This is a genomic window from Bradyrhizobium sp. WSM4874, assembly GCF_055811835.1.
Genome location: NZ_JBVVPR010000004.1, coordinates 171,053 through 195,647, shown reverse-complemented (window position 1 = coordinate 195,647; position 24,595 = coordinate 171,053). Strand labels below are relative to the sequence as shown.

Genomic DNA, 24,595 nt, shown 5'->3' with positions numbered 1-24,595 from the left:
TTTGCCAACGAAAGCCCGGCCCTCGCGCCGGGCTTTCTGCTTGGGTCGGACCGGGTTCCCGGCGCGTATAATTTAAGAAAGTTCTTCGCGGGTAGATTTCATCGATCGTAATATGTCTACTCAAAGCTGCAAGCATTCCACTCGGGGCAGCGGGGCACGGGAGGATGACGACGATGAGACAGAACCAGGCGGAGACGCGCCGCCACAATGTCGCGAAGCGGTCGATGACCAAGGAGGCCAAGCAGCTGTCCGGCCTGATTGCCGGATTGCGCCAATCTCTCGAGATGATTCACAAGGAGCGATCGAGCACCAAACTCTCCGGCGCCGAGATGGGCCTTCTCGACGAACGCCGCAACAATCTGTTGCTGACCATCGCAGCCCTCGACGACCGCCTCTCGGCGGTGCAGGGGCTGATTGATCTTGGCCGCCCCCACATCATTCGCGTCCACTGATCGGAGCGCAGACCTGATGCTATCGGCTTCGTCGCGGCGGCGACGGAACCAAGTTCAGCTGTCGGCTCTGCGTGGCATAAGGATTGGCGTAGCACTGCGCGGATTGCCCGGAGGCGGTCGCGGCGCACTGCGCGATCGTCGCAAAGCTGCAATCGATGCTGCGGCCGTCGATCGTGTAGATCTCGATGCAGACGGGATGGCGCGGGTCGTAGGTCTGCGCGGCTGTCGGCGTCACGCCGAGCAAGCCCGCACCAGGCAAGCCCGCGACAAGCAGAATCGCATTCATGACGCGACGCACGATCAACCTCCATCGTTCCGCCGAGCAAGGCACAATGCTGCCTTGGATGGCATCAAATTGCCACGCTCCCGGCGAATTGCCGCCAAAGCCCGCTGCCACGACGAGATCGGGTGCAGGGCAACGCAAGGGGATGCGCATTGGCCTACAAGATGATCGCAGAACGCGACAATGAGAAGTGCAGTTATGCCCGTGAGAGCCGGTTGCTGATCGTGGCGAAGGCAAAGGTTTGGGCAAGCGAGGGGTGGAAGGTCGTCATCACCGACCAGGACGGCAAGGCCTACGCCCCGCCCGAATTCGATCAGCTATTGGCGGCCTGACCGCAAGACCGGGCAGGGGACGACATTGATTTCGCCATTTCGACCGGGGCGCGGCGTGATCGCGCCCCTTATGATTCTTCCAACGATGACTCTTGCAGCCGCGGCAGTCCTTACAGCGACATTTGCCGCCGCACAAAATCTCGATGCCGGCAAGTCGCCGCAGAAGCTCTTCGCCGATGGGTGCGCGACCTGCCATCGCAGCCCGCGCGGCCTTGCCAAAGGGCGCTTCAACCTGACGCTGTCCTGGTTCCTGAAGGATCATTACGCAACCAGTTCGGACACAGCCAAGGCGCTTGCCTCCTATCTGGAAGCGGTCGATGCGGCGCCGGCTGCGGCCAAACCTGGCGCGAAGCGATCGGGGCCGCGTGCTCCCAAGTCGTCGCAAAGCCAGTAGGCGTTAGTCGGCTGCCGCAGGGCGTCGCGAATCCGAAGGCCTTGCCCGTGAATACCGTGCTTGCCGGCGTCAATGCACCGTGGTCGCCGAGAACAGGTTGATGACCACGACCCCGGACACGATCAGCGCGATACCGACGAAGGCCGCAGCGTCGAGCATCTGGCGAAACAGCACGAAGGAGACGGTTGCCGTCAGGATGATGCCGACCCCGCCCCAAATCGCATAGGCGATGCTCAGGGGGATGACCCGGATCGCGACCGACAGCGCGTAGAACGAGGCGACATAGAACAGCACCATCGCCAGTGTCGGCCACAGCCGCGTGAACTGCACGGATTGCTGGAGGAAGGCGGACGCCGTGACCTCGAGGACGATAGCGAGGGCAAGCGCTGCGTAGGCATTGAAGGCGGAAGTCATCACGGGCTCGGGCGTGTTGCGCAGAGAAAGATACCGCGCGGTACGGGGAATGTGACGTTTGCCCGGGTCCAGCTATCACGTGTCAGTGACGAGCCTGCGACACGGCGGAGCGCAGCACGAAACCGCCGCGCGATGGTTCGCGCGGCGGCTCATTGGTGGCGGCGTTAGTTGATCCGCACGGAGAGTTCAACGTCCTCGGCAAAGGCCGTGGACATGTAGCCGCTTCCGGGCCTGCGCATGCGCGCCAGATAGTCGGGGCTGTCGTCGGCGTTGTCGGCTACGATGATCGCGCCCGGCCGGAGATGGCCTTCGACCAGATCCAGGATATCGGCGTAGAGCGCCTTGGCGCCGTCGAGCAGCACGAGATCGATCGTGTCGGGCAGGTCGACTTGAAGCATCTTCAGCGCGTCGCCTTCGCGGATTTCGACGAGGTCCAGCAGCCCGCCGGCCGCGAGGTTCTCGCGCGCCCGGGCCGCCTTGGACGGTTCGAATTCGGTGGTGATGAGGCGACCGCCGCCATTGTCGCGCAAGCCCGCGGCAAGGTGCAGGGTCGAGATGCCGAACGAGGTGCCGAACTCGACGATCGCTTTGGCGCGGGAGCTGCGTGCGAGCATGTAAAGCAGGTGACCGGTCTCGCGGGAGACTGCGAGCGGTGCGTCCTTCAGCCGCCCGTAGAGGTCGCGGTAAGCGGTCTTGCTCCGCATCATCCGTGTGCGGTCGGCGTCGGTCACATCGGCGAAGGCGGCTCGCATCGCGCCGCGCGCCGCTTCGTCCTGGTCGAACAGACGATCGAGCAGTGGCGCAAGTGATATGATGGTCGGGGTGGTCATGTGTAGTCTCCAGATGTCGCCGCGAGGCGAGTGCTTGCGTGAGAATTGAAATACGACTAATTCGTCGCATTCGCTATTCGCATTGCCCGAGGGCGCCATGGCCGATCGTCGAAGCCGTTCAGTTTCCTCACGAAAACAGCCGCAGCAGGCCCGCTCGAACGAGCTGGTGGCGGCCATTCTGGACGCGGCTGTTCAGGTCCTGGCCAAGGAGGGGGCGCAGCGCTTCACGACGGCGCGGGTGGCCGAGCGGGCCGGGGTGAGCGTCGGGTCGCTCTATCAATATTTTCCGAACAAGGCGGCGATCCTGTTCCGCCTCCAGAGCGACGAGTGGCGGCGCACGAGCGAGCTCCTGCGCGGCATCCTGGCGCACCGGGCGGAACCGCCACTGGTGCGGCTGCGCGCGCTGGTCCACGCCTTCATTCGTTCCGAGTGCGAGGAGGCTGCGATCCGTGGGGCGCTCGATGACGCCGCACCACTTTATCGCGACGCGCCCGAAGCACACGACGCGCGGGCCGCCGGTAAGGGCATCGTCGCGGCCTTCATGCGGGAGGCCCTGCCCGAGGCGCCGGATGCGACGCGGGAGCTTGCCGGCGAGCTGATCAAGACGACGCTGAGCGAGGTTGGCAAGCAGTTCTCGGAGACACCGCGCAACGAGGCGGAGATCGCGCGTCATGCTGACGCAATGGCCGACATGTTCTGCGCCTATATCGATGAGCTTGCGCGGCGACGAAGTCATTCCTGACATCCGCGTTCGCGGGCCAATATCGTTTCCGACTTGACGGGATCATGAGTTAGCCTCGGTTTCTCCTCCAGCCAGTCAACGAGCGCCGCCATGCATGTCCTCCGCCCCCAATTCCGCATCGAGGAGCAGCAAGCGCTGGAATTCGCAACCCGACGGGGCTTCGGCATGATCGTGCCGGCCGATGAGCGCGGGCCGCGCGCCTCGCATGTGCCCTTCGTGCTGGAGCAACGCGAGGGGCGCGCGATCGTCCAGATCCATCTCACCGCCAGAAATCCGCTCGTCCCGCTCGCGGATGGGGCGCGGCGCTTTCTGCTGATCGTTGCCGGCGACGACGCCTACATCTCCAACGACTGGTATTCTTCGCGCGACAACATCTCGACCTGGCTTTACGAGGCCGTGCACCTGTCCGGCGTGGCGCATCTGCGCGGGCTCGACGAGAACCGCGGGCACGGCGATACGCTACTCGCGGTCGCCGAAGCGCGGCTGCCGAAGGCGCCCTGGACCTGGCACAGATGGAGCCGGACAAGCGCGAGACCATGTTGGCCGCCATTCGCGTCATCGATCTCGTGGTAGATACCGTCGAGGGGCAGGCCAAGCTCAACCAGCACAAGAGCGATGCGGATCACGTCGCGGTCGTGGACCGGCTGGCGCGGTCGGAGGAGACCGGGCATCGGCGGCTGGCGCGGAAGATGCAGGCGCTGCGGCCCGGGCTTGGGTATGGTCTTTCGTGATCCGGGCGACCCTTGTCTCGCGCGGCATTTGACCCTACGGACTTTCATGCTTGTCATCTCCATTCAAAGCCAGGTGGTCCACGGCCATGTCGGCAACAGCGCCGCGGCCTATGCCATGCAGGCGGAAGGGGTGAATGTCGCGGCGGTGCCGACAACGCTGCTGTCGAACCATCCGCGCTATCCGACCGTGCGCGGGCGGGTGCTGGAGACCGAGCTCGTTGCAGATCTGCTGAGAGGCGTCGAGGAGCGCGATCTCGTGGACGAGGCCGCGGTAATCGTCACCGGCTATCTCGGTTCGCCCGGCAATGCCGCTGTCATTGCCGATTTCGTCGAGCGGGCGCTGACCCGCAATTCGAAGCTGGTCTATCTCTGCGACCCCGTGATCGGCGATGACGGCCGGGTCTATGTCGCTGACGGCATCCTAGACGTGGTCCGGCACCGGCTGCTGCCGGCTGCCAATCTGACCACGCCGAACCAGTTCGAACTCGGCCTGCTCACAGGCCTCGACATATTGGATGCGCAGGGTCTGCGCGCGGCGTGCGCGGCGCTGGCCGGAACCGGGCGCATCGACGTGGTCGCCACCGGTTGCACGCTCACTGATACGGCGGAAGGGCAGGTGGAAACGATTCTGTGCGCCGACGGTCAGTTGTCGCGCTTTGCGACGCCGCGCCTGCCGATCCGCCCCTCAGGCACCGGTGATCTCCTCACCGGCCTGATCGCGGCACATCTGGCTAGGGGCACAGTGACCGAGGCGGCGGTGCGGCTCGCAGTCGAAACCATTTTCGCAGTGCTGGTGCGCACGCAGGAGGCCGGCACCGCCGAGATGCGGCTCGTGCCGCTGCCGACGCCCGGACGGTAGACCGCCATACTCAGGTCGCGCGCTTCGCGGCCGATTGCGCTGATTTCTGCGGCTTTGCCGGGACCTTCTGCTCGCGCGTCGCCTGCGCCTTTGGCGGCTTTGCGCTTGCCACGGCCCGCGCCTTCCTGGGCTTGACGTTGGCTTCCTTACGGTCCGACGTGCCTCGGCGCGAGACGTATTCCGTCCCGTCGACCGGGCCGACATGCGGGGGATCGCGGCCAAGATAGGGGCGGCCGATGCCGAGCGCCTTGCCATTGGCATCGACCCACTTCCACAGCACCTCGGTCGAGACCCAGCGTTGCGCGCGGTTGTCGCCCTTGGTGCTGACGATGTCGGCCGCCATGCCGTGGCCGTAGCCGCCGCGCGTGCTGCCGCCGTGATAGGAGCGGTCGGAGGCGGCCTTCAGGCCGCTCGCGATCGACTGGCGATAGTCGTCGCGGAACGCGCTGGTGATGCCCGGCGAAAGCCCGGCAGCCTCAGCCGCGAGCAACGTGCGAAACAGCTTTTTCTTGAAACTCTTGTCCATGCCGCCGATGACGTAGTCCATCATCGACAGGCCGGCGCGGTCGGCCGCCTTCGGATCCTTCCAGCCAAAGTCCTCGTCGACCAGTTTCGTGAAGCTGCGCATCACGGTCACCATCTTGCCCTTGCGCTTGACGGTGACGGCGCGGCGATCCGTGACCTTGATCGAGTCTTCCTTGGCCGTGCGCTGGTAGAGCGCCCAGAGATACCGGTCGATACAGGCTTCCATGACGTAGCATTCGTCGAGTACTGCGGTCGTGTCCGCGGACGGCGAGGCCTTGCTCGCGGCAGGCGCAGGGCCGGTTGCGATCGTCGCGGGCGACAGCGCGTCCGTCGTCACGATCTCGGTGGGATCGGCGGATGCGAGCTTGATCACGGGCTCCGGCGCCGGAGCCGGAGCAACCTCGCTGGCGACTGGTGTCGGGTCAGGCGAAATCTGCGGCGCGAGCGGCGCTTCGGTCGGCAAGATCAGCACTGGGTCGGCCGAGGCGAGCTTGATGGCCGGAGCTGGCGCCTCGGGCGCTTCCGCTTCAGCGGTGACCGTGCCTGGTGTCGCAGCGACGGCGGCCGCGATATCGGCGGTCAGGGCGACGCCGTCCTCGATGGCCGCAGCGTGCGGGATGTCTGCGAGGTCAAGCCGGCTGAGATCCTTCGCGCGCGAGACGGCAGAAGCATTGGCGCCGCTGTTCTCGATGAGGGCAGGGGCATAGGCGGACAAAGAGAGCGCCAGCCAGCCGGCGAGAACCGCCGAGGGGCAGGAGACCGCCACCAGAAGAGACCGCCGATCATTCATGATCCCTGCCTCCAAACGGTTCTGTCGAACCTCGTCTTCTCCGAACAGTCTTGACCAAACAGTCTTGACAAACAGTCTTGCACGAAAAGGCACGCCGCGCGTCGATTGTTCGGAGGACGGTGTGGCGGCGCAATGGCGCAATTCGGCGAAAGAGGGCTTTTCGAGCGGGTGTTGCGCGCGGGCAACGCGGGTTCCATTGCGGTTTCAAGGGGTGCCGCAGCCGAAACGGCCTGCAAATGCAGTATTCATTGTCGTCAACTTGAGGCGGTCGAATTTACTCAATCTTGGATTGTGGTCGTGCAAGTCTCCCGTGCCGGCGATTTCCGGCAGAGTTGGGAAGGACACGCGCATGAAACTGAAATGCAAATGGGCTGAATTCGCCGCCGATGAATCCGGCGCTACCGCGATCGAATACGGACTGATCGCAGCAGGCATCGCGCTCGCGATCATCGAGATCATCTACGCCCTCGGCACCAACCTCGTCGCAAAGCTGCAATCGCTGGCGACAGCACTCAAATGAGCTGTGTGGTGCGGTGCCCGACGCCTTGCGGCAACTTTGCTGCGGCTAGCGCGTTAGGCGCCCATGACGCACTCCTCGCTTCGTCCCATGGACGCCTTCGACCCCACCGAGCCCGCCATCCTGCACGACCAGCTCTCCGATACGATCATCACCTGGACCGCTGAGCAGGCCGACGATTTCAGGCGTGCCAGCCGGCCGGGCCAGGACGGAACCGTGATCTGGAAGGCCTACGTCTTCGACGGCTGGGGCCACGTGCTCGGCGGCTGACACCGCCATAAAAGCGTCATGTCGCGCCGGGCGGTGATTTTGCCAAAGCGTTGCGCGCATTAAACATATTGCCATGCACCCGGCGCGTTGTTGCGTTGCAACAATGCATGTCGCAATGCAGCAAAACGCGCTTAAATGTGCTCCGAATCTTCCACTGAAGGAGCATCACCCATGAACAAGAAGACTCTGTCGATCGCCGCCGCCATCCTGACGATCGCGGGCAGCACCGCGGCTTTCGCCGCCGAGCTGCCGACTTATGAGGCCAACGGTTTTCCTGTGTCCCCGATGCAGGTGCGCGTGCTCGGTGCCGCGCATGTCGAGCAGCAGGCCTCGGCGCCGACCAATGTCGCTTCGATCCACCAGGCCCGCGTTCTCTCGTCGCGCAAGGTGAAGACGGCTGATGTCACGACCGGCAGCGCCCGCTGATCTGGGGGCGCCACAAGCCAACATCAAGCTAACGTGATGCAGGCTCGTTTTCTCGAGCCTGCCAGGACCGCGTTCCCTTTCGGGAGCGCGGTCTTTTTTTGGCGCAGCTAGTCATGATCACTTGCCACTTGTGTACGGCCGTTCAAAGCGAGTGTGATCTCTTTAATAGTTGCTTTGCAGATCGCGGCGCTTGATGCGGGCGCCGCTGATTGAGCAGCCAAGAATCATTTTCATAATGGAGTAGTCATGCCTGTTGCACAGAAAGCCGTTGTTGCAAGCGTCTCGCCGCGCGCGTTCATTCTCAGGCATCTCGCCTTGTTCGCGGCCGCCGCGCTGTTCGTGTTCGTTCTGAGCCTGACGTATGGGCTCGATCTCAGCCCCGGATTTTTCTAGCCAGATCTGCAACCGCGTGGGTTGAGCCTCGTCGCGCGCTGACATAAGGCTTGCTGATGGATCAGCGGACGAGCGGCGCCGACGCTCTCACTCAGAAAAGCGATGCGGCGCCGGCGCTTGTCGGCGTGCTTTGCGGCCTCGCCGCGGCGGTGTTCTGGGCGCTCGGCTTTGCCGGCACGCGGCACGGGCTCAAGGTCGGCTTCACGCCGGTCGATCTGCTGGTGCATCGCTATGTCTGGTCCGGCATCGCATTCCTGCCGCTGGTGATACGCGGCGGGATCTCCGATCTCTGCGGCATCGGCTGGGGCAGGGGCCTTGCGCTGATGGTGCTCGGCGGCCCCGTGATGTCGCTGATCTCCTACACTGGTTTTCTGTTCGTGCCGCTCGGCCATGGCAGCGTGATCCAGCCCTCCTGCGCGACGCTCGGCGGCCTGCTGCTCGCCGCCTTGTTCCTGAAAGAGCATGTCTCCGCGTCGCGCATCGCCGGCGCTGTCGTCATCGTCGGCGGGCTCGGTGTGATCGGCGCGGAATCGATCGGCCATATCGGGGTCGACGGCGTGCTCGGCGATCTCACCTTCGTGCTGACCGGATTGATGTTCGCAGGTTTCGGCGCGCTGCTGCGCCACTGGCGTGTCTCCGCCGTGTCGGCCGCGCTCGTCATCAACGTGCTGTCGCTGCTGCTGCTGCCGATCTACCTCATGACCGGCGGGCTGGCGCGGATCGCGGCGATCGGTATCGGCGAGAACGCCATCCAGGCGCTGGCGCAGGGCGTGCTTGCAGGCCCGGCTGCGCTTTATCTGTTCGCCGTCTCGGTCCAACGTCTCGGCGTCGCCCGCGCCGCCGTTGTCCCCGCCTGCGTGCCGGCGCTGACGGTGCTCACCGGCTGGCTCCTGCTCGGCGAGCCGCCGACACTATTGCAGACGGCGGGATTGGTGACGGTGCTGTGCGGATTCTATCTGGCGCAGCGGCAGCGATAGATCGCGGACCCTAAACGGCGCTTACCATTCGATGGCGGTAAACTTGACGCCGCGGCCGGTCAGCTCCCGCCCGAGCCGCTCGGCGCGCTCGCTGGCGGATTTGCCGAGCAGCCGATACCTGCCTCCGAGCGCCTTGTCGGCGGCGACCTGATGCCGGATGTTTTCGTACAGTCGCAAAACGGCCTGGTCGCTCAGATTGTCGAACATGTCATCGGTCGGGTTTGGCCGGGTCGCGTCGCTTGTTGGCGGTCCTCGCAGAGCGGCCTCCCAAAATTGTCGTGCGGATGTCGACTGATGGGTACCGGTCTGACGCAGCAGCGTATGTCCACTTTTGAACACTGGGCCGCGGCTTACGCCTTCCTCACGAACTCCGATTTCAAATTCATCGCGCCGATGCCGTCGATCTTGCAGGCGATGTTGTGGCCGTCGGTGGCGTCCTGCAGGCGGATGTTGCGGACCTTGGTGCCGCCCTTGACGACGGAGGAGGAACCCTTGACCTTGAGATCCTTCATCACGATGACGCTGTCGCCATCGGCGAGCGCATTGCCGTTGGCATCGCGCACGCCGGAATCCTGTGCGGCGTCGGTGGCGGCCTCCGCCGTGCCGCTCCATTCATGGCCGCATTCCGGGCAGACCCAGAGGCCGCGATCCTGATAGGCGTGTTCGGAGTTGCAGGTCGGACATTTCATCGCGTCGGTCATCGTTTGCCTCGTCGCCCGTCACGGGCGCGCCGCACGCTTTCCGCCGGAAAAAGATGGATTGGGAGCAAATCCTTTACCATGGCTTTCAGTCCTGGTGGAACCCTTGGAAATTTAGGAGTTCAGGAAAAAGTTTGCGGTATCGAGGTCCGGGTTTACGCGGCGTTCGTTCGACGTTGCCGCGGAAGGGAGCGTTCTGGTCATGAGCGAGCATCGCGCCGCAGTCAGACATCACATTTTGCGCACCGGCATCGTCGAATTCGACAACGGCACCGGCAAGATCATCAACGCGCCCTGCACGATCCGCGATGTCTCCGGCACCGGCGCGCGCCTCGGCCTCAACGCCTCGCTCTGGGTCGCCGACCAATTCACCCTGGTCTTCAGCAGCGGACTGCGCAAGGACTGCCGCGTCGCCTGGCGCAAGGGTAGGCTGATCGGCAGCGCGTTCGTGGCCGGCTATGCGAGCGCGGACGAGCAGGCCGTGATGATGACCACCGACGAGCAGTCCCGGCACAGACTCGGGATCGGTGCGCGCCTCAAGGTTGCGCGCGACAAGCGCGGCTACACGCAAGGCCAGCTCGCCGAGCTCATCGGCGCCACGTCGGCCTTCGTGTCGCTGGCCGAGCAGGGCGAGGCGGACATTCCGCTGTATCAACTGATGCACATCGCCGATCTGCTGATGGTTGGTCTCGACGGGCTCGTTGCCGGGCCGGCGCCCGAGGATGTCGACGCGGCGTAGGTGGCGACCCGCCAAAACAAAAACCTCGAAAACAACCCCATGCACAGTAGAAATCCCGAGGGATTTCAGTGTGTTGGAAATCCGAAAAATCGTTGGTGTTGGACCGTAGCCCGGATGGAGCGAAGCGCAATCCGGGAGTCCTGCGGCGGGCACCGTCCCGGATTACGCTTTCGCTCCATCCGGGCAATTGCTCTGATAGTATTGAGTTATTTTGCCGCTTGGCGATCCTTACCCCGATATTTCCCCCATCGATCGGCGCGGTGACGCCTCGGCCCAGGAAGGCCTTAGGGGCGTTGAGGCGCGCCGCGGCCTTTCCACGCCCATCGCGCCAAAACGCATTACCGGCACGCGCTGCGAACGTGGCGGCCCTTCCAGCGGCGGTGCTTGCCCCACTTGCGTGATCGTCGCGACGCGCTCACCGTGCGCGGCCATGGCACCGAGCATGGTCATCCTGATGCCGACGTTGTCCGGTTACGGCTCGGTGCAGCATGTGCCGGTGAGCCTGGCCCTGGTGCCGCCGCTGGTCGACGGGGAGAAATACCTGATGCCCGATGACGTCCCGCCACCCGAAATCCGCTCCCTGCGCCGCCTGCGCTACCAGGACACGCCGCGCCCGCCGAGCTTGCGGGTGATGGTCCGGTGGGCGTTGAAGTGCGACAGCGCCGAGGAATTGGGCAAGCGGCTGCGCCAACGCTTTGAGCGCCAGCAACGACGCGCCGGCATCACCGGCGGCTCGCCCCAGGTCGACGCCGAGGATCAGCGCGTCCTCGACAAATTGCTCGCCGACGCAATCAGGTGAGCCGGCGCGAATAGCTGTGCACAGCCAATGCCTGATCCGCGCGCCACAGCCCAACCTGCGGTAGCTTTTGCTCCGGGCAAAAGGGGCGGCCAGTGCGCGCAGATGAGCCGGCGATCGATCCACTGCGGATTTATATACAGGCTGAACGCTTCCTGTTCGCAAATGAGAAGCTACGCAGCCGCGAGGTGCTGACCGCTCCCGAAATCGGTGCTTACGTGGCCGTGCCGTGTATTGTGATGCAGGCTTTCAGCATCGAGCTTTACATCAAATGCCTGATCTGCCTCGAAGGTCATCCCATTCCGCGCGGACACCATCTCAAAAATCTATTCGACAGGTTGAACGGCAAAACTCAAAAAGAGCTTTCGGCCCTCTGGACAGCGGACAACGAAAATCGAGAGGCGTTCCGAAAGAGGCTTCCCGCGCGATTTCACGGCACCATCAGCGACGACGTCCGGCAGGCCTTGTCGCATGGTGCGCGCGCCTTTGAAGAGTTGCGCTACGCTCATGAGGGCGAGCCCGCCTGTAACTTTTACATCGACACTATCCCCAGGAAGTTGCGGCATATGATTTTGGAACGTAGACCGGATTGGAGCGACCTTGGTCCAGGACACCAGTCCCTTGCGTCGTTAGACGTTTAGGGGGAGTTATCCGGGTTGCATCGGATTGTCGCACCTCTCACGGTTCGCTTAAATGCGACGATGCCCGTCCTCACCCGCCGCAGCGATCCCCACCGCGCCCTATGCTGGCGCATCTATTTCGGCGACGTGCATGTCGGCACGATCGGAAAAGCCGTCGGGAACCCCGGCGCGGCGGAAAGCTGGCAATGGCAGTGCGGTTTTTATCCCGGCTCAAACCCAGGCGAGGACCGCGGTGGCTCGGCGCCGTCATACGAGGCGGCCCGGGCGGCGTTCGAGGCGGCATGGGGGATGTTTTTCGCCAGGCGCACCGAGGCCGATTTTCAGGCTTGGCGCGATCACCAGGCATGGACCGCGGAAAAACGTCGACGCTTCGCTCGCGGCGAGCGGATGCCGCCTGATTGGCGCCCGCATGTCTGAAGCGATGTTTGGTTGCCCAATAGCGGCATTCAAACGGACGATTTACCGGGAAAATTGAGGCGGGACTGTTCCAATCGCCAGATATTTCGTTCAAAAATCGGATCATGGAATGGGCAAGACCGAAACACTCGAAAGGGCAGATCGACAAGGCGGGAAAGACCCTGGTCGACGTTGATTTGGAGCCATGGGACCCGCGCTTTGAGGCTGCGCTACAGGCGATCAATAACTATCGGGCCGTTCACTACTATCCGTTGAACACATTTAAAGTGACGCTCAGGCGTAAGGCCGAGGCGGTCGATCCCGATCGCATTGTCGCTCAACGGATCAAGCGGTTGAGTTCGATCGCAGCAAAGCTGCGCCGGTTTCCCAGCTTGCGGCTATCGCAAATGCAGGACATCGGTGGCTGCCGTGCTATCGTCAACACCACGGCGCAGGTCAGAGCACTCGTAGACCTTTATCGCGAGGGAGACCTGAAACACGTCGTAGACGATGTCGACGACTATATGGAAAGTCCCAAGGCCTCAGGGTATCGCGGCGTTCATCTGATCTACAAATATTTCAGCGATAAGCAGGCACCCGCGATCTACAATGGCCTCTATATTGAGGTTCAAATACGATCGCGGCTGCAACACGCATGGGCGACCGCTGTCGAAACTATCGGTACGTTTTTAAGTCAATCGCTCAAGTCGAGTCAGGGCGAGGAAGAGTGGCTGAGGTTCTTTGCCCTTGCCAGCGCCGCGATAGCTATCCGCGAAAATTCACCCGCGCGAGTGCCAGACACGCCCGTCTCGAATGCAGAACTCATAAAGGAACTGGCTCATTTCTCGACGTTGCTGAATGCTGAAAACACACTGCGAATGTACAGCCGCGTGCTCACTGTCGGTCGAGAGCAGACACAAAAGGGGAACCACTACTTTCTCCTGCGACTTGAACCTTCTGTTGGCAGGATGACCATTGAAGGATTTCCGCGTCAGGATATAGACCGCGCCTCTGCTCGGTATCTTGAGGTCGAAAAGCAGATTACTGGCATGGTCGGCGCCGAGGCAGTGCTTGTGTCGGTCGACTCTCTCGTTGCGTTGGAGCGCGCCTATCCGAATTACTTCCTGGATACGACGGTATTTCTCAAGGCGTTGCAGGAGGCTTTGAAAACCTAACGAGTGGTGAAAGCGCCGGCGTAGCCCACCGCGTCACTGCACGCTGACGATCGCCCGCAGCACGCCCCAGGCCTTCAACGTCTCGACCACGTCCCGATAGTCGCTTGAGCAGAGATAACCGTGGCCGGCCGCCACCAGGTGCGCAGCGACGGCAGCCTGTGCCTCACCGAGCCGGCCGCCGCGCGCCTTGAGTTCGATCCAGCACACTTGGCCGCGAGGGCCGATAAACATCAGGTCGGGAAATCCCGCGTTGACGCCCATCCGTTTCAGCCGCGCCGCCGTCACCTGGTCGCGCTTTTCGCCGCTCGCAATGTGCGTATAAATCCAGCCTGGCATGAGCCAGCGCCGTAACGTGTCGACCACGGCGCAGTGTAATTGATATTCACTCGGCGCCGGCGGTGCCTGGCCGCGCTGCCGGCGCGATCGAAAGAGGCTCAATTGCCGCGCTGTCGACGTCACGTTCGGCCGTCCCGTTTCTCGCGCGCGAACCGTTCGAGCGTCGGCAGCAAATTCGCGCTCACCGTCGTGCCGTCGGACAGCTCGATCTTGATCGAATAGCCGACTACTGCGATGCCGGTGACGTGCACGCCGTCGGCGCCACGCTCGCCTGGCTTGCCGCGGTTGCCTTTCGCAGCGAGCGCCCACCCGTCGCCAGGCAGCGGCCCCGGATCGTCATAGCGCGCACGCCATTCGCTGCCATTGAAGGCCGCCAGATCGTATTTGAAATATCTGGCGCTCTGATCGTGCAAGCCGCAGACGCGGCCGAACGGCTGGCGGTGCTCGCCGGCATCGGCGTCATCGATGCTGTTGCCGTAGAGGTCGAGAACGGTCATTTCTGATCGTCCCGCAATGTCGCAAAAAATCCGATCGACGGCTCGGCCCGCTGCTCGCGCAATCTGCGGCGTGCTGTCGGATGCCGCTCGCCATAGTCGGGCCGCAGCCGGTCGCGCGCGTCGCAAATGAAATCGCCGAGGTCATCGAGAAACCGCTCGATCGCGTCGAGGCGCCGCCCCGGCTCGGAATAGCTCATTGCGATGATCAGGCGTTGGAGCTGAGGCCAGATATGTTCAACAGGCAAAATCCTCAATTCATCCGCGGCGTTTTCCGCGACTTCGGCGAGCTTGTCGCGGAGCGCGTCGACGTCCGTCATGGCTTCCGGCTCGGCGAGAAAATCGGTCGGGGTTTTGAAGGTCATGGCGGTCACCAGGTGACACTGTTGACGTATGCAACGCGGTTGCTCCTGGTCATCGTCCATTCGACATCCTGCAATAGCCGGATCGCGATCGATGCGGTTTGAAACATGCTGCGCGACGGCGCCGCGACGACATTCGGGTCAGTCCCTGGCACTGCGCCAGGCACGCCGATCGCGAGCGGCGTCGTGTCCTCCATGTGCAGGGTGGTTTCGGTGGTCGTCATCAGGTCGGGCGTGTCACCTTCGCCGGACGCAAAATTCGCGGTGTCGACCATGATCAACTGTTTCGCCGGCACCGTCGGCGCGGCGATGATCGGCATGTCGAGAATGCTGCTCGATGCCATGGTGCCGAGCAATTGCGTGCCCAACATCAGCGCCGAGGTGATCGACATGATCAGCACCGGCGCGGCCAGCGGCCCGGTGGCCTCGATAGCCGCTGCCAGCGCGCGAACGTCGCCGCCAAACGCCGGCAAGCCGCCGCCGGCGCTCGCAGTGGTCGGCGTGACGCCGTTGAGCAAGCCGGCCGGCCTGATGGCGGTGGCCGGGTTGGCGTCGAGCAGCACGCCGTCGATCGCCTGGCTGGTGTCGGCGGCCATGATCGAGCGGATCAGCTTTTCAAGATCGGGCGCGCTGTGGTTCAACATTTCGGCGGTCAGCGCGCTGATCACCGCGGCCTTTTTCCGCGCCAGCGTCGCGTTGCTCAGCGCGAGTTGCCGCACCGGGATCGGCTGGCCCTCACCGACGAACGGGGCGGCCAGGCTCGGCGTCGGCGCGCGGCTCGGCACCTTGGCGGCGACGCTGCCGGACAGATCGACCCTGATCGTGGCCGGCATACTCGCCAATTGCGCATAGACGCTCGCTGGCGCGATGACCGTCAACACGCCGGCCACGGTGGTGCCGGCGAGTTCGGCCGCCCAACCGGCGGTGTCGGTGCGGGCCGGCCCGCTCGCCGCCTTGAAAATTGCGCCAGGCTTCGCCAGGCCGCGCACCACGTCGTTGTCATACGCAAAATCCCGCGCGGCAACCGCAGCCGCGGACATGCCGTCACGTCGGCCGAGCGCCATGGCGGTCACCACCTTCGCGAACGTCTGAGCCGGCGCCGGCGCACCGCGCTCGCGGCGAAGGTGTTCGATGATGTCGTTTTTGAGTTGTCGGCGAAGAATATCGCGATCGGTCGCAACGCCCATGACACATGCCTTCCCGTTGCGGCCGGATTGCCGCTGGTGATTTCGGGGCATATGCCATCGCTCGCGGTGCGTTGCCGGTGCGTCCACTGACTGCATTGGCGCGAGCACGTCGAGTCTACGCGGGTTTTTGCGGAAAGCAATTCTGCTATGCTCACAGCCATGTCGATTTCACCGAAACAGCGCCGTGCCCTGATCGTGGCCGATCGCACTTTCGACGTCCAAGCAATTGCTGCCGCCGTGCGCGATGTGCTCGGCGAGAACCCGCAACTCACGCTGCTCGATGTCGAGGTCGCGCTCAGGGATGCGCGCTGTTGGGCATTCCTGATCGTGGTGCCTGGCGCCGGGTTCGAGGTCGCCGGCGGCGTCCTGGCTCACCGCGCTCGGCTCGCCGGCCTCGATCGGTCGCCAGCCGAGAACCTGGCGTTGCTGGCGGTGTGGCGGCCCGACGTTGCTGCGATGGTCAGGTGAAGGGTGGCACGAACTGCATAGACGCCCGGTCATAGCGGGCGCATCATACTACCCGGTTGGCGTGAATCGGGGACACCAATGATCAGCTTGACCCGCGTTGTCGACATCGCCGTGGTCGCGATGGGCTTGTTCAACGTCGTGCTGGTGGGAATGCTTATCGTTTCCTTCTGAGGTGCCCTCTGGCCGTCGCGCGTTGGCGAGCAGCCCGCGCTCTGCGCGCCTCAATTCCACCATCCGACTCAGGCTGTAGTTGCATTCGTTGCCGGCGTCTCGTCTGTGGCGGTTTTCGATCCCGAACCGGCGCTCGACGAAGCGGAGCCGAAGGCCCGGAGAGACCCCATCGAACCGGGCCTTTGCGCTCTGGATTTTGGCGAAACGCGCGGTGCACACCGCCCCAAACTGCGCCTCCTTGAACGCCGCCAAGCCAACACTACTCAGTGGGCTACTTCTCGGCCTCGGTCCAAGTCTGCGCTCTTTGCGGGTTCAACATTTTCAACACGGAGCGGGGCTTTCTGCCACACTCGCCGCATGATTGTGCCGGGGTGGGGTCGAAGCTCGAAAAAACTTCGTTCTTAAAATCGCGGTCCACTGCTATCACCCAAGCCTTAAAGTGAGTCTCCAAGTATCATAGTGGACACTCGTTCCAAATGATGAGCCCCGAAGAATATCTCAAACTGGCGGAGCGTTACCGAAGGCACTGGAGACGGTGAAGGACGCCTTCGCGCGCCGGCCGCTCTGAGTTCCATACGGGCCAGTAAACGAAAACGCCACCAAGCCAATAATGCTCAGTGGCGCTACGCTGGAACTGGAAACTGCAATCCTCCAGTAGACATTGGTCGGGACCGCTGGCGTTGAGGTTCAAGGCGGACCTTACTGTTGGTCCCGCGGTTCGGCGGCGTTTCTGGACGATCAGTCCATATAAATGGATGCAGAAAATTCAGCGCGCCGCTCCCGACCGAAGCAGTTCGGAAAATTGCTCGCCCCGCCCCTGGCAGCACGCCCTCCATACGCGACCAGGCACTGAGCATGGCGAAGCCATACTTTAATAGTTGACAAACCCGACAAAAACCAGCACAACAAGACTATTGAAGTGCAACGCGGTGCTGCACCGGGATAAGGAGCTTTTAAATGTCGAATTCCATTACTTTTAACGTAACCGATCCTGTTCTGGCGATAAAGGTGGCCGAACTGATCGCCCAGTATGAGGGAAAAACGACAGCTCAAGCCACGGATCGACCGAATGACGACACCAAGCCGTTCGTGGCGATCACCAACGGTCGCCGTCTCGAACTCCCCCACGGTGAGAAGCTGTGGCACCGATATCTTGGGAAGGATCTTTACGCCACGGTGGCGAACGGGATGATCGAGTTCAACGATGAAATCTACGACAGTCCGAGCAAGGCCGCCCTTGTCGCGGGTAAGACGGTCAGCGAGTCTTGTCATGCTCCGAATGGATACAAATGGTGGAACGCCTTGCGCAATGGCGAATGGGTCCCTATCGAAAAGTTGGCGAAGTAAATGAACAACAAGCCCTGGGCGATGCCCAGGGTTTTATTTTGGGCATTCACCTCCGCAATTAAGGCTTCAATCCGCGACCCTCGGACGTGCCTCGCGTAAGACGTGCCACACTTTGATATCGCAGCACCGGACCAAACATCCAGCCATGGCGAACAAGGCGAACACCCCTATAGGGGTGTGTTCGCTTTGTGATCGCCAGCGTGGCCGGTCAAAATGTTCGCTTTGTTCGCTTTGTTCGCCTATGCGGCCCATGCGTGAGGCTCCCAAATGCCGATCGCCTTCGCCGCTACCAGGGTTTTCATGGCGCGATCGAAGGCTTGCTGCCTGGCGCGAGGTTCTTCCGATCCGCTGATGCCGAGCCGGTAAGCGTAAGCGCGCCACTGATCCATGGTCACGGCTTTGATCATCGCTGGGATATGGCTCGATGCCGGCGGGATCACGCCGAGGTCGTCGATGGCTTCTTGCAGCGCATTGAGCGCCACCTTGGCGGCCGCCGGCAGCGTGCCTTTCTTGACCGACGCGAACGGCACCGCTTCCTCGACCACCACCGGCGCCGTGACAGGGTCGCCGTGCTCGTCCTGGCCGATTGTGACGCTCTTGAGCGAAAAGGCGATGCGCTGGCCTTCCTCGTGATCTGACGACTTCACCACCTCGGCCAGGCGGCCGGTCGCCGACTTGGTGACGTGAATGGTGGTATCGACGGCGCCGAGCAATGCGCCGTGGCCGCGCATCCTTTCCTTTTCGGCGGGTTGGTGGTGCGTCAACAACAGATGGATGTCGCTATGGCCCTGGATGCGGCCGAGGTTGGCAATCAGCGCGCCCATGTCCTTCGGACTGTTCTCGTCACCGCCACAGAGGGCGCGGCTCACCGTGTCGACGATCAGCAAACCGGGATCACAGCGATAGCGCGCGGCCAGGTCGGTCATGGTGGCGACAATCTCGACGGCGATCCGGGCATCGCGGAAATCGAGCGGCCCGCGGATCATTTTGAACGGTAGCGCCGCCGTTTCGAGCCCATGCTCGCGGCCGAACGCAATCGCGCGGCGGGCGACCACGGCGGCGCGTTCCAGTGCGACATAGAGCACCGCGCTTTGCGTCACCTGGCGGCCATGCCAAGCCATGCCAGCCGCGACATGCAAGCCAATGTCCTCGGCCAGCACCGACTTGCCCGATCCCGGCTCGCCATACGGCACCGACACCTCACCAAGGGCGAGCAAATGGTGCACCAACCATCGCTTTGCGCTCACCGTGGTCATGTCGGCATAGTCGGTGCCGGGCAGGACGGTACGCTTTGAGCCCGCCTCGCCCTGATGCGCGCCGTGGCGCGCGTCGTCCATCGGCGCAAATTCGGTCATGCCGCCCTCAGTGGCGCGAGTACCCGGCACGGCGGGAAGTTCGTCAATTTCTGGATTGCTCTGGCGTGGTCGATGTCTTCGCCGGCGACCGGACCCAATGCGCGACGCAGAATAAGTCGCGCGCCGTGCGGATCGATGATCACGGCCCCGGTGCAGCCGGCTTGCAGCCAGGACAACGGATATTTGAAAAGTTGAAGGTGCTTCCCGGCATGATAGGTCGCGGGATTGCCGACCCGGTCGACGCCGAGCAGCATGGCATCGCCGAACAGGCTGCCGAACCGGCCGGGTGCAATCACCGGCCAGGCCACCAGGTCGATCACCGTCTCGGCGTCGTCGCCGTAGGCCTCGATCACCGCAGCCGCCTCGGCCTCGCGCTCGGCCGAGTCGGCAAAATCGAACCGGCGGTGATCGTAAAAAACGCAGTGCGTCACCGCGAGCAGCCCGGCAAATCGGCAGATGGTCGGAACGTCGAGCGCGTTGTTCCTGATATAGTCGAGCCAATCGATGGTTGGATCGCCGCGACTATTGAGCTCGGCACGAGCTGCGAGCAGCGGGAGGTCGGGGTCGGACATGGTGGCGCCTCTCGATCGAGGGCCGGCCTTGCGAGCAGTCGCGAAAATTGGCATATCAGGCACGTTTCCACCGCACCGATATTGATCCGGCTCGCGTCTGCGCTCGCGCAAGGCGCGGCCGGGTTATGCGGTGGTGCCGGTGCGCTGCCTGGCCAGCTTGCGCTCTCTCCGCTCGGTGAGATCGCGCCGCCGCTGGTCGGCTTCGGCGTCGCGGCGTGCGATCACGTCTCGCATCCAGGCCTCAACTTCGTGCCGCAGCCAGCGGGTGCAGCGCCGCGCGCGACCGGGCTCGGCGAACGACACCGGAAGCGGAAAATTGGGATCGCTATAGATCGACGATCGCGAGCGCCGGGTGATCCGCAGCACCTCGGGCATGGTGATAAATTCGACGCTGGCAATGTCGATATCGTCGTCTTCGTTCATGGGGTGTCTCCGCGCTTGACGCGGACGACGATGAACGCTCTCGGCGCGGCTGTCGCGCGGCGGAAAGTAGGGAGGGGTTTTCCGCCAAAACGGCGGAAACTACGGCTTACTTTCCGCCACGCCGCTCTCGCAGGTAATCGCGATAGCGTCGCGCGACGTTCTCAATGGTCTTTTGCTTCGTCTTTGCGATTTGCGCGATGGCGCGCTCCTCGCTCGCGCCGACCTCGACCAGGATCGCGACCAGCCGCCCGGTGTTATCGCGCGGCCGGCCGGTTGGCCGTCGGGCGGTTTCCTGTTCGAGCAATTCGAGCAACCGTTGCAGCATGGCACGCCAGTAATCCGGCGTCGGGCGGGCCTCCGGGTTGGCGAGCAATTCCGCCACGACCAGTGCCATCACGGCGTCGTCTTCGCTGCGATCACCCACGGCCGGCACCGCGCAGCGCCACCACCTTGCCGCGAACCGGCGCCGCCGGCGTCGCGCAATGGCTGGCCCACGCCTGCATGACCCTGCGGCGCTTTTCCAATAGGTCGCCGCGTGCATAGGCCGCTTCGGTGGCGTTGCCGATCGCGTGCGACAGCGCCACTTCAAGCAACTCGCGCGGCGCATTGCTGCGCTCGCCGCCCCAATCGCGGAATGCCGACCGGAAGCCGTGCACCGTGAAGGCGTCGCCGCCATGCCTATGCAGCGCCTTTCGCAGGCTCATGGCGACAATCGGCTTGCCGTTGCCGTTGATGGTGAACAGGTGCTCGCCCTTGCGCGGCAGCCGCTTGAGCAGTGCCACCACCTCGGCCGACAGCGGGATGCGATGCTCCCGTTTGCGCTTCATGCGCTCGGGCGGCACCGTCCAGAGCTTGGCAGCCAGGTCGAACTCGTCCCACCGCGCGCCGCGCGCTTCGACGGATCGCGTCGCTGTCAGGATCAACAGCGCCAGGCAGAGTTCCGGCACTGCGTCGGTGGCCGTCAACTTTGCAAACAGGTCCGGCACCGCCGCATAGCCCATCGCCGGGTGATGCTCGACCGGCTTCAACGCGCGCGGATGCGGCAGCAATTTGTCAAGATGGCCCTTCCATCGCGTCGGCAGCGGTCCCGGCTTGCGAAGGCCGCGCACCTCGGCAAAGCCGAGCACCTCGCCGATCCGCCGGCGCACCCGGTCCATGGTCTGCGGTGCGCGCTTCCACTCCGGCTCGATCACCCCGACGACCAACGCGGTGTCAATATCGCCGACTGCCACGTCGAACAACGACTTGGCGTAGGTCATCATGCTGTTCGCGTATTGCGTCGCATGCTTGTGCCGCCATTTGTCGCCGTGGCTTTCGAGCAACTGCTCAAGCACCTGCTTGAATGTCGCGGTGTGCAATTCGGCGACGCGGGCGGCCATCCGCTCGGCGTTGCGGTGGGCGAGCGGGTCGACGCCGGCGGCCACCAGCTTGCGGGCCTCGTTGGCCTTGGCGCGGGCCTCGGCCAGGCTGACGACGCGGGCGGAGCCGAGCCCCATGTATCGTTCGCGCTTGTCGATCTGGTAGCGCAGCAACCATGCCTTGGTGACGACACCCTTGGTCCGGGTCGGCGTCGCCTGTAACATCAGGCCGCCGCCGTCGTAGTATTTTCCCGGCTTCTTGAGGCCGCGCACGAATGTCGCTGACAGCCGATCCCAGGTCCGCATTGATCTATCCCCCGATCCTTCCCCCGATCCGACGTCGGACAAGGGTACATTTCGGCGGGCATGGTACACTCGCAAGGACAGGCCTTGAAGCTGGAACCGTCTATCTTATAGGCTTTTTTGGACTATGGCGGACAAGACGGACTACCACGGAAATGGGGTAGCTCGGACGCTCCATCCGGGCTACGGGCCCCGCATCGACTTCGGCGATACCGAATCGAGTTTGACTCGTCGGGCAAAACAGGGGCATGATGTCATCGTGGCGAAGGTTGGCGTGATGGTGCCTCGCCGGGCCGTGGGGCGACATGCCGAAGACACCAAAAAGAAAACTGAAGACCTACCAGACCTCACTCGGCTTCTACGACCAGGCGATTGCCGCGCCCTCAATGAAGGCGGCGCTGGACGCCTGGGGCGCCAGGTCCAATCTGTTTCATCAGGGCGCTGCGAAAGAGACGGACGACCCCGACATCGTCGCGGCGACGATGGAGAAGCCGGGCGTGGTGCTCCGGCGTCCGGTCGGATCGGACGGTCCGTTCACCGAGCATTCCGAGTTGCCGACCGATCTCGCTGACGACGAGGCCAAGCCAAAGCGCAAAGCGAAGTCCAAGCCGACAAATCGTCGGGCGAAAGCCGCAAAGCAACCATCACGCAAGGTCGACGATCAACAGGCGCGCAAGGCCGCCGCGGCGTTCGAGAAGGAAGAGCGGCGGCGGGAAGCCGAGCGCCGCAAGGAGGAGGCCGCCCGCGCCAAGGAGCGCGCGCGCCGCGAGAAAGCGGTCGCGAGCGCGCAGGCGGCACTGGACGAGGCGAGGCGGGAGCACGACGCCCGCGCGGAGGCGATCGAAGCGGAGCGAGTTGCGCTGGACGAACGCGCCGAGGCGGAGCAGAGCCGGTGGGACAAGCAGAGGATGAAGCTGGCGGAGGCTGTGCGTCGCGCGCGGGAGTAAATGCCCGGCCATGCGCGCCGCGTCGTCGTCCTTGGCGGCGAGGTCGCGGTTCCATGCCTATATGGACTGACGTCCCACATAGGTTGCCATGTCTGAAAAGCCGTCGATTTCTAAAAGCCTCAATTCTGCAAGCCCGATAATCGCGCGCCCGCGCCGCGCGGCGCCGGTCCTGGTGTGCCGCAAGTGCCTCAAGCGCAGCGACGAGGGCCGCGACGTCAGGCGTGCGCTGAAATCCGAACTGAAGGCGAATAAGCGCGACGGCAACAAGCCGGCCAAGCTGATCGTGACCGGATGCTTCGGCCTTTGCCCGAAACAATCGATCGTGATCGCGAGCGGCGCCAGCCTGGCGCGGCAGGAATATGTGCTGGTTGCGGACCGCGATCAGGTGCCGCGGGCGCTCGCGTTGTTGGATGGCGAGCCCGGCGCGTGACGACCGGTCTGCGTTGAGCGGAAGACTCGGGACAAATTCGCTTGCCTTGCTTGGCATCCTTTTGCACTCTGGCGGGAAGGAGACCAACGCATGAAGATCATGACTGTCGCGTGTGCGCTCGGAACCGCCCTGGTGCTGTGCAATCTCGGGATATCGGATGCCGAAGCCCGAACGCGGAAGGTCCGCGTGGTGGATGAACAACGGCTGAGGGTGGATGTCCCCGTGCTCAGGCCGACGCCGTGGGATTACAATATCGTTCCACGCTATCGCTATCGCCCGGAAGACGACCGGGTCGATCCCTACGGTCCGCCTTTGGTGTCGTCGTATGTCCGCTACGAGGGCTGGCGGTGGCCGTACTGGTGGTGAAGACCACCGACGGACGCGGAATTGATTGGCGCCTGTAGCCCGGATGGAGCGAAGCGTAATCCGGGGCCGGACCATCCGCATCGCATGACCGCCCGCATGGCACGAATCCCGGATTACGCTTCGCTCCATCCGGGCTACGTTCCTAATCGCCGTCGTCGGCAGCAAGCCGCACAAACTGCCGCTTCATCGCGTTGACCCTCGCGACGTAGCTTGCGACGAGGTGATCGCCGCAGCGCTCGTCGGCGATCATCGCAAACTTGCGGCGTGCGTAGGCCGTGGCGGGGCCGGCGCCGCAGAGATGGATGAAGGCGGCCAGATCCTGCTTCTCGCGCGCACTCGCCTTCACATCGCCCGCACGGGTCAAGACATCAGCGACATTGCGGTCCAGATAGACCGATGCCAGCTCGACGGCGTGGCTCGGGAGCGCGCGGATGTAGAGAAAGGGAGAACCGCAGCCGGCCTCCGTGACCGCGTTGCTGCGAATACAGAACCGCGCGGCGTCGGCATAGGCTGCGTCCAGCATCTGGTAGAGGCCGACGGCGCTGGAGGCGGGCCGGTAGATCGCGAGCGGATTAAAACTCCATCGCCAGCGCCAGTAGGTGCGCGCGAGCGGATTGCCCGATGTCTCGACCTGCGCCAGCGCGGCCAGCAATTCGGGCGTGATCGTCGCGGTGGAATGCTTGCGAAACAGCGGCCCGTATTGCCGCCAAGTCTCCGATGGCTCCTTGTCGAGCGCGTGGCCGACAAGGCCGAACAGCTCGGTCGGCTTGCGCATCGTTTGATAGGCGATGTTGACGAGCCCGACGACCGCAAGCAGCATCGCCGCGCCGCTCGCGATCCGAACCATGCGCGGTGCGCGCGCGAAAGTCTTTCGCAGCCATCGCGTGCGTCGCCGCAGCTTGCGAAGGCGAGGGAGGAGGGGCTTGCTTCTTCCTGGCATCGGTCTTCCGGGAGTGCATTGCGGAGGCTTTGCACCTGGTTAACGCGGTCACCAGGCCTTGAAATCCGGCTTCTTTTCCCTCTGGTCGCGCCCTTTCAAGTCGCCGCTCCGTACTCCCACGGCAGCTCGCATCCTTGATGGAAATAACCCGAGGTT

Annotated in this window: 36 protein-coding genes and 1 pseudogene; 21 read left to right on the top strand and 16 right to left on the bottom strand. The window is 63.6% G+C overall.

The genetic code is table 11. The features are described from left to right. Positions 1 to 173: 173 nt before the first annotated feature. Positions 174 to 452: a hypothetical protein gene (locus AC0L3P_RS06245; protein WP_275171857.1), complete on the top strand. Its 279-nt coding sequence runs from the start codon at positions 174 to 176 to the stop codon at positions 450 to 452. A 19-nt stretch (positions 453 to 471) separates the two neighbouring features. Here the strand turns inward: AC0L3P_RS06245 and AC0L3P_RS06240 are convergent, their stop codons facing one another. Further along, complete coding sequence (locus AC0L3P_RS06240; RefSeq protein WP_473301316.1) at positions 472 to 750, bottom strand: DUF3551 domain-containing protein; 279 nt, start codon at positions 748 to 750, stop codon at positions 472 to 474. 110 nt (positions 751 to 860) lie between these two features. On the opposite strand from AC0L3P_RS06240, the gene AC0L3P_RS06235 reads away from it, so the two are divergent. Continuing rightward, positions 861 to 1,067 (top strand): hypothetical protein, encoded by a 207-nt coding sequence (locus AC0L3P_RS06235; RefSeq protein ID WP_345946791.1) that lies wholly within the window; start codon positions 861 to 863, stop codon positions 1,065 to 1,067. Between the two features lie 85 nt (positions 1,068 to 1,152). Next, positions 1,153 to 1,461 carry a hypothetical protein gene (locus tag AC0L3P_RS06230; protein ID WP_473301315.1) on the top strand — a complete coding sequence of 103 codons (309 nt, stop codon included), beginning with the start codon at positions 1,153 to 1,155 and terminating at the stop codon, positions 1,459 to 1,461. Between the two features lie 69 nt (positions 1,462 to 1,530). Here the strand turns inward: AC0L3P_RS06230 and AC0L3P_RS06225 are convergent, their stop codons facing one another. Together AC0L3P_RS06225 and AC0L3P_RS06220 are read right to left on the bottom strand one after the other, a co-directional pair. Then, positions 1,531 to 1,875: a DMT family transporter gene (locus tag AC0L3P_RS06225; protein WP_275171860.1), complete on the bottom strand. Its 345-nt coding sequence runs from the start codon at positions 1,873 to 1,875 to the stop codon at positions 1,531 to 1,533. A 164-nt stretch (positions 1,876 to 2,039) separates the two neighbouring features. Further along, positions 2,040 to 2,705: an O-methyltransferase gene (locus tag AC0L3P_RS06220; RefSeq protein ID WP_473301314.1), complete on the bottom strand. Its 666-nt coding sequence runs from the start codon at positions 2,703 to 2,705 to the stop codon at positions 2,040 to 2,042. Between the two features lie 97 nt (positions 2,706 to 2,802). On the opposite strand from AC0L3P_RS06220, the gene AC0L3P_RS06215 reads away from it, so the two are divergent. The 3 genes and pseudogenes from AC0L3P_RS06215 to pdxY all read left to right on the top strand — a co-directional run bounded on the left by AC0L3P_RS06215 (position 2,803) and on the right by pdxY (position 5,037). Beyond that, positions 2,803 to 3,447, top strand: coding sequence for a TetR/AcrR family transcriptional regulator (locus tag AC0L3P_RS06215; protein ID WP_473301313.1), 645 nt, complete (start codon positions 2,803 to 2,805; stop codon positions 3,445 to 3,447). 90 nt (positions 3,448 to 3,537) lie between these two features. Beyond that, positions 3,538 to 4,178 (top strand): annotated as a pseudogene (locus AC0L3P_RS06210) (FMN-binding negative transcriptional regulator). A gap of 46 nt (positions 4,179 to 4,224) precedes the next feature. Beyond that, positions 4,225 to 5,037, top strand: coding sequence for a pyridoxal kinase (gene pdxY, locus AC0L3P_RS06205; protein WP_275171864.1), 813 nt, complete (start codon positions 4,225 to 4,227; stop codon positions 5,035 to 5,037). Positions 5,038 to 5,047: 10 nt separating this feature from the next. Here the strand turns inward: pdxY and AC0L3P_RS06200 are convergent, their stop codons facing one another. Continuing rightward, the gene (locus tag AC0L3P_RS06200; protein ID WP_473301312.1) at positions 5,048 to 6,352 is read right to left on the bottom strand and encodes a M15 family metallopeptidase domain-containing protein; all 1,305 of its coding nucleotides are present in this window, start codon (positions 6,350 to 6,352) and stop codon (positions 5,048 to 5,050) included. A gap of 349 nt (positions 6,353 to 6,701) precedes the next feature. Here AC0L3P_RS06200 and AC0L3P_RS06195 point away from each other — a divergent pair, with 349 nt between their 5' ends. The 5 genes from AC0L3P_RS06195 to AC0L3P_RS06175 all read left to right on the top strand — a co-directional run bounded on the left by AC0L3P_RS06195 (position 6,702) and on the right by AC0L3P_RS06175 (position 8,935). Beyond that, on the top strand, positions 6,702 to 6,872 hold the full coding sequence (locus tag AC0L3P_RS06195; protein WP_007609602.1) for a Flp family type IVb pilin: 171 nt from the start codon (positions 6,702 to 6,704) through the stop codon (positions 6,870 to 6,872). 63 nt (positions 6,873 to 6,935) lie between these two features. Beyond that, entirely contained in the window at positions 6,936 to 7,139 is a 204-nt protein-coding gene (locus tag AC0L3P_RS06190; RefSeq protein ID WP_247297420.1) for a hypothetical protein, read from the top strand. Between the two features lie 171 nt (positions 7,140 to 7,310). Then, positions 7,311 to 7,565, top strand: a complete 255-nt coding sequence (locus tag AC0L3P_RS06185) for a hypothetical protein (RefSeq protein ID WP_354054916.1) — start codon at positions 7,311 to 7,313, stop codon at positions 7,563 to 7,565. Positions 7,566 to 7,811: 246 nt separating this feature from the next. Further along, on the top strand, positions 7,812 to 7,958 hold the full coding sequence (locus AC0L3P_RS06180; RefSeq protein ID WP_167552239.1) for a hypothetical protein: 147 nt from the start codon (positions 7,812 to 7,814) through the stop codon (positions 7,956 to 7,958). A 56-nt stretch (positions 7,959 to 8,014) separates the two neighbouring features. Beyond that, the gene (locus AC0L3P_RS06175) at positions 8,015 to 8,935 is read left to right on the top strand and encodes a DMT family transporter (protein ID WP_473301311.1); all 921 of its coding nucleotides are present in this window, start codon (positions 8,015 to 8,017) and stop codon (positions 8,933 to 8,935) included. A gap of 21 nt (positions 8,936 to 8,956) precedes the next feature. Here AC0L3P_RS06175 and AC0L3P_RS06170 read toward each other — a convergent pair whose 3' ends face one another. Next, on the bottom strand, positions 8,957 to 9,142 hold the full coding sequence (locus AC0L3P_RS06170; protein WP_275171869.1) for a hypothetical protein: 186 nt from the start codon (positions 9,140 to 9,142) through the stop codon (positions 8,957 to 8,959). A gap of 143 nt (positions 9,143 to 9,285) precedes the next feature. Further along, positions 9,286 to 9,636 (bottom strand): zinc ribbon domain-containing protein YjdM, encoded by a 351-nt coding sequence (locus tag AC0L3P_RS06165; RefSeq protein WP_473301310.1) that lies wholly within the window; start codon positions 9,634 to 9,636, stop codon positions 9,286 to 9,288. A gap of 199 nt (positions 9,637 to 9,835) precedes the next feature. On the opposite strand from AC0L3P_RS06165, the gene AC0L3P_RS06160 reads away from it, so the two are divergent. The 5 genes from AC0L3P_RS06160 (at position 9,836) to AC0L3P_RS06140 (ending at position 13,380) form a co-directional block, all read left to right on the top strand. Next, positions 9,836 to 10,372 (top strand): helix-turn-helix domain-containing protein, encoded by a 537-nt coding sequence (locus tag AC0L3P_RS06160; protein ID WP_473301309.1) that lies wholly within the window; start codon positions 9,836 to 9,838, stop codon positions 10,370 to 10,372. 442 nt (positions 10,373 to 10,814) lie between these two features. Continuing rightward, positions 10,815 to 11,171, top strand: coding sequence for a hypothetical protein (locus tag AC0L3P_RS06155; protein WP_473301308.1), 357 nt, complete (start codon positions 10,815 to 10,817; stop codon positions 11,169 to 11,171). Positions 11,172 to 11,263: 92 nt separating this feature from the next. Continuing rightward, a complete protein-coding gene (locus tag AC0L3P_RS06150; protein ID WP_473301307.1) occupies positions 11,264 to 11,809 on the top strand; it encodes a hypothetical protein in 546 nt (181 codons plus the stop codon). 60 nt (positions 11,810 to 11,869) lie between these two features. Continuing rightward, positions 11,870 to 12,226: a hypothetical protein gene (locus AC0L3P_RS06145; RefSeq protein ID WP_473301306.1), complete on the top strand. Its 357-nt coding sequence runs from the start codon at positions 11,870 to 11,872 to the stop codon at positions 12,224 to 12,226. Between the two features lie 104 nt (positions 12,227 to 12,330). Beyond that, positions 12,331 to 13,380 carry a RelA/SpoT domain-containing protein gene (locus tag AC0L3P_RS06140; protein ID WP_473301305.1) on the top strand — a complete coding sequence of 350 codons (1,050 nt, stop codon included), beginning with the start codon at positions 12,331 to 12,333 and terminating at the stop codon, positions 13,378 to 13,380. A gap of 33 nt (positions 13,381 to 13,413) precedes the next feature. On the opposite strand, the gene AC0L3P_RS06135 is transcribed toward AC0L3P_RS06140, so the two are convergent. The 4 genes from AC0L3P_RS06135 to AC0L3P_RS06120 all read right to left on the bottom strand — a co-directional run bounded on the left by AC0L3P_RS06135 (position 13,414) and on the right by AC0L3P_RS06120 (position 15,759). Next, positions 13,414 to 13,716, bottom strand: a complete 303-nt coding sequence (locus AC0L3P_RS06135; protein WP_473301304.1) for a hypothetical protein — start codon at positions 13,714 to 13,716, stop codon at positions 13,414 to 13,416. A 119-nt stretch (positions 13,717 to 13,835) separates the two neighbouring features. Beyond that, positions 13,836 to 14,213 (bottom strand): hypothetical protein, encoded by a 378-nt coding sequence (locus AC0L3P_RS06130; RefSeq protein ID WP_473301303.1) that lies wholly within the window; start codon positions 14,211 to 14,213, stop codon positions 13,836 to 13,838. Further along, complete coding sequence (locus AC0L3P_RS06125) at positions 14,210 to 14,635, bottom strand: hypothetical protein (protein ID WP_473301302.1); 426 nt, start codon at positions 14,633 to 14,635, stop codon at positions 14,210 to 14,212. The genes AC0L3P_RS06130 and AC0L3P_RS06125 overlap by 4 nt, the downstream gene beginning before the upstream one ends. Continuing rightward, on the bottom strand, positions 14,581 to 15,759 hold the full coding sequence (locus tag AC0L3P_RS06120; protein ID WP_473301300.1) for a phage major capsid family protein: 1,179 nt from the start codon (positions 15,757 to 15,759) through the stop codon (positions 14,581 to 14,583). The genes AC0L3P_RS06125 and AC0L3P_RS06120 overlap by 55 nt, the downstream gene beginning before the upstream one ends. A gap of 147 nt (positions 15,760 to 15,906) precedes the next feature. Between AC0L3P_RS06120 and AC0L3P_RS06115 the strand changes: the two genes are divergently transcribed. Together AC0L3P_RS06115 and AC0L3P_RS06110 are read left to right on the top strand one after the other, a co-directional pair. Next, positions 15,907 to 16,227 (top strand): hypothetical protein, encoded by a 321-nt coding sequence (locus AC0L3P_RS06115; protein ID WP_473301299.1) that lies wholly within the window; start codon positions 15,907 to 15,909, stop codon positions 16,225 to 16,227. 1,128 nt (positions 16,228 to 17,355) lie between these two features. Beyond that, positions 17,356 to 17,745, top strand: coding sequence for a hypothetical protein (locus AC0L3P_RS06110; RefSeq protein ID WP_473301298.1), 390 nt, complete (start codon positions 17,356 to 17,358; stop codon positions 17,743 to 17,745). Positions 17,746 to 17,984: 239 nt separating this feature from the next. On the opposite strand, the gene AC0L3P_RS06105 is transcribed toward AC0L3P_RS06110, so the two are convergent. From AC0L3P_RS06105 to AC0L3P_RS06085, 5 genes are all read right to left on the bottom strand, one after another. Beyond that, the gene (locus AC0L3P_RS06105; RefSeq protein WP_473301297.1) at positions 17,985 to 19,082 is read right to left on the bottom strand and encodes an AAA family ATPase; all 1,098 of its coding nucleotides are present in this window, start codon (positions 19,080 to 19,082) and stop codon (positions 17,985 to 17,987) included. 14 nt (positions 19,083 to 19,096) lie between these two features. Beyond that, positions 19,097 to 19,672, bottom strand: a complete 576-nt coding sequence (locus tag AC0L3P_RS06100; protein ID WP_473301296.1) for a hypothetical protein — start codon at positions 19,670 to 19,672, stop codon at positions 19,097 to 19,099. A 123-nt stretch (positions 19,673 to 19,795) separates the two neighbouring features. Beyond that, positions 19,796 to 20,095: a helix-turn-helix transcriptional regulator gene (locus AC0L3P_RS06095; RefSeq protein WP_473301295.1), complete on the bottom strand. Its 300-nt coding sequence runs from the start codon at positions 20,093 to 20,095 to the stop codon at positions 19,796 to 19,798. Positions 20,096 to 20,201: 106 nt separating this feature from the next. Beyond that, positions 20,202 to 20,519 (bottom strand): hypothetical protein, encoded by a 318-nt coding sequence (locus AC0L3P_RS06090; RefSeq protein ID WP_473301294.1) that lies wholly within the window; start codon positions 20,517 to 20,519, stop codon positions 20,202 to 20,204. Then, positions 20,512 to 21,759, bottom strand: a complete 1,248-nt coding sequence (locus AC0L3P_RS06085) for a tyrosine-type recombinase/integrase (RefSeq protein WP_473301293.1) — start codon at positions 21,757 to 21,759, stop codon at positions 20,512 to 20,514. The genes AC0L3P_RS06090 and AC0L3P_RS06085 overlap by 8 nt, the downstream gene beginning before the upstream one ends. 302 nt (positions 21,760 to 22,061) lie before the next feature. On the opposite strand from AC0L3P_RS06085, the gene AC0L3P_RS06080 reads away from it, so the two are divergent. From AC0L3P_RS06080 to AC0L3P_RS06070, 3 genes are all read left to right on the top strand, one after another. Continuing rightward, a complete protein-coding gene (locus tag AC0L3P_RS06080) occupies positions 22,062 to 22,703 on the top strand; it encodes a cell envelope biogenesis protein TolA (RefSeq protein WP_473301292.1) in 642 nt (213 codons plus the stop codon). An 88-nt stretch (positions 22,704 to 22,791) separates the two neighbouring features. Next, positions 22,792 to 23,133, top strand: coding sequence for a hypothetical protein (locus tag AC0L3P_RS06075; protein WP_473301291.1), 342 nt, complete (start codon positions 22,792 to 22,794; stop codon positions 23,131 to 23,133). Positions 23,134 to 23,223: 90 nt separating this feature from the next. Further along, positions 23,224 to 23,499, top strand: coding sequence for a hypothetical protein (locus tag AC0L3P_RS06070; protein ID WP_275171874.1), 276 nt, complete (start codon positions 23,224 to 23,226; stop codon positions 23,497 to 23,499). Positions 23,500 to 23,641: 142 nt separating this feature from the next. Here the strand turns inward: AC0L3P_RS06070 and AC0L3P_RS06065 are convergent, their stop codons facing one another. Continuing rightward, the gene (locus AC0L3P_RS06065; protein ID WP_473301290.1) at positions 23,642 to 24,439 is read right to left on the bottom strand and encodes a lytic transglycosylase domain-containing protein; all 798 of its coding nucleotides are present in this window, start codon (positions 24,437 to 24,439) and stop codon (positions 23,642 to 23,644) included. Positions 24,440 to 24,595: the final 156 nt, after the last annotated feature.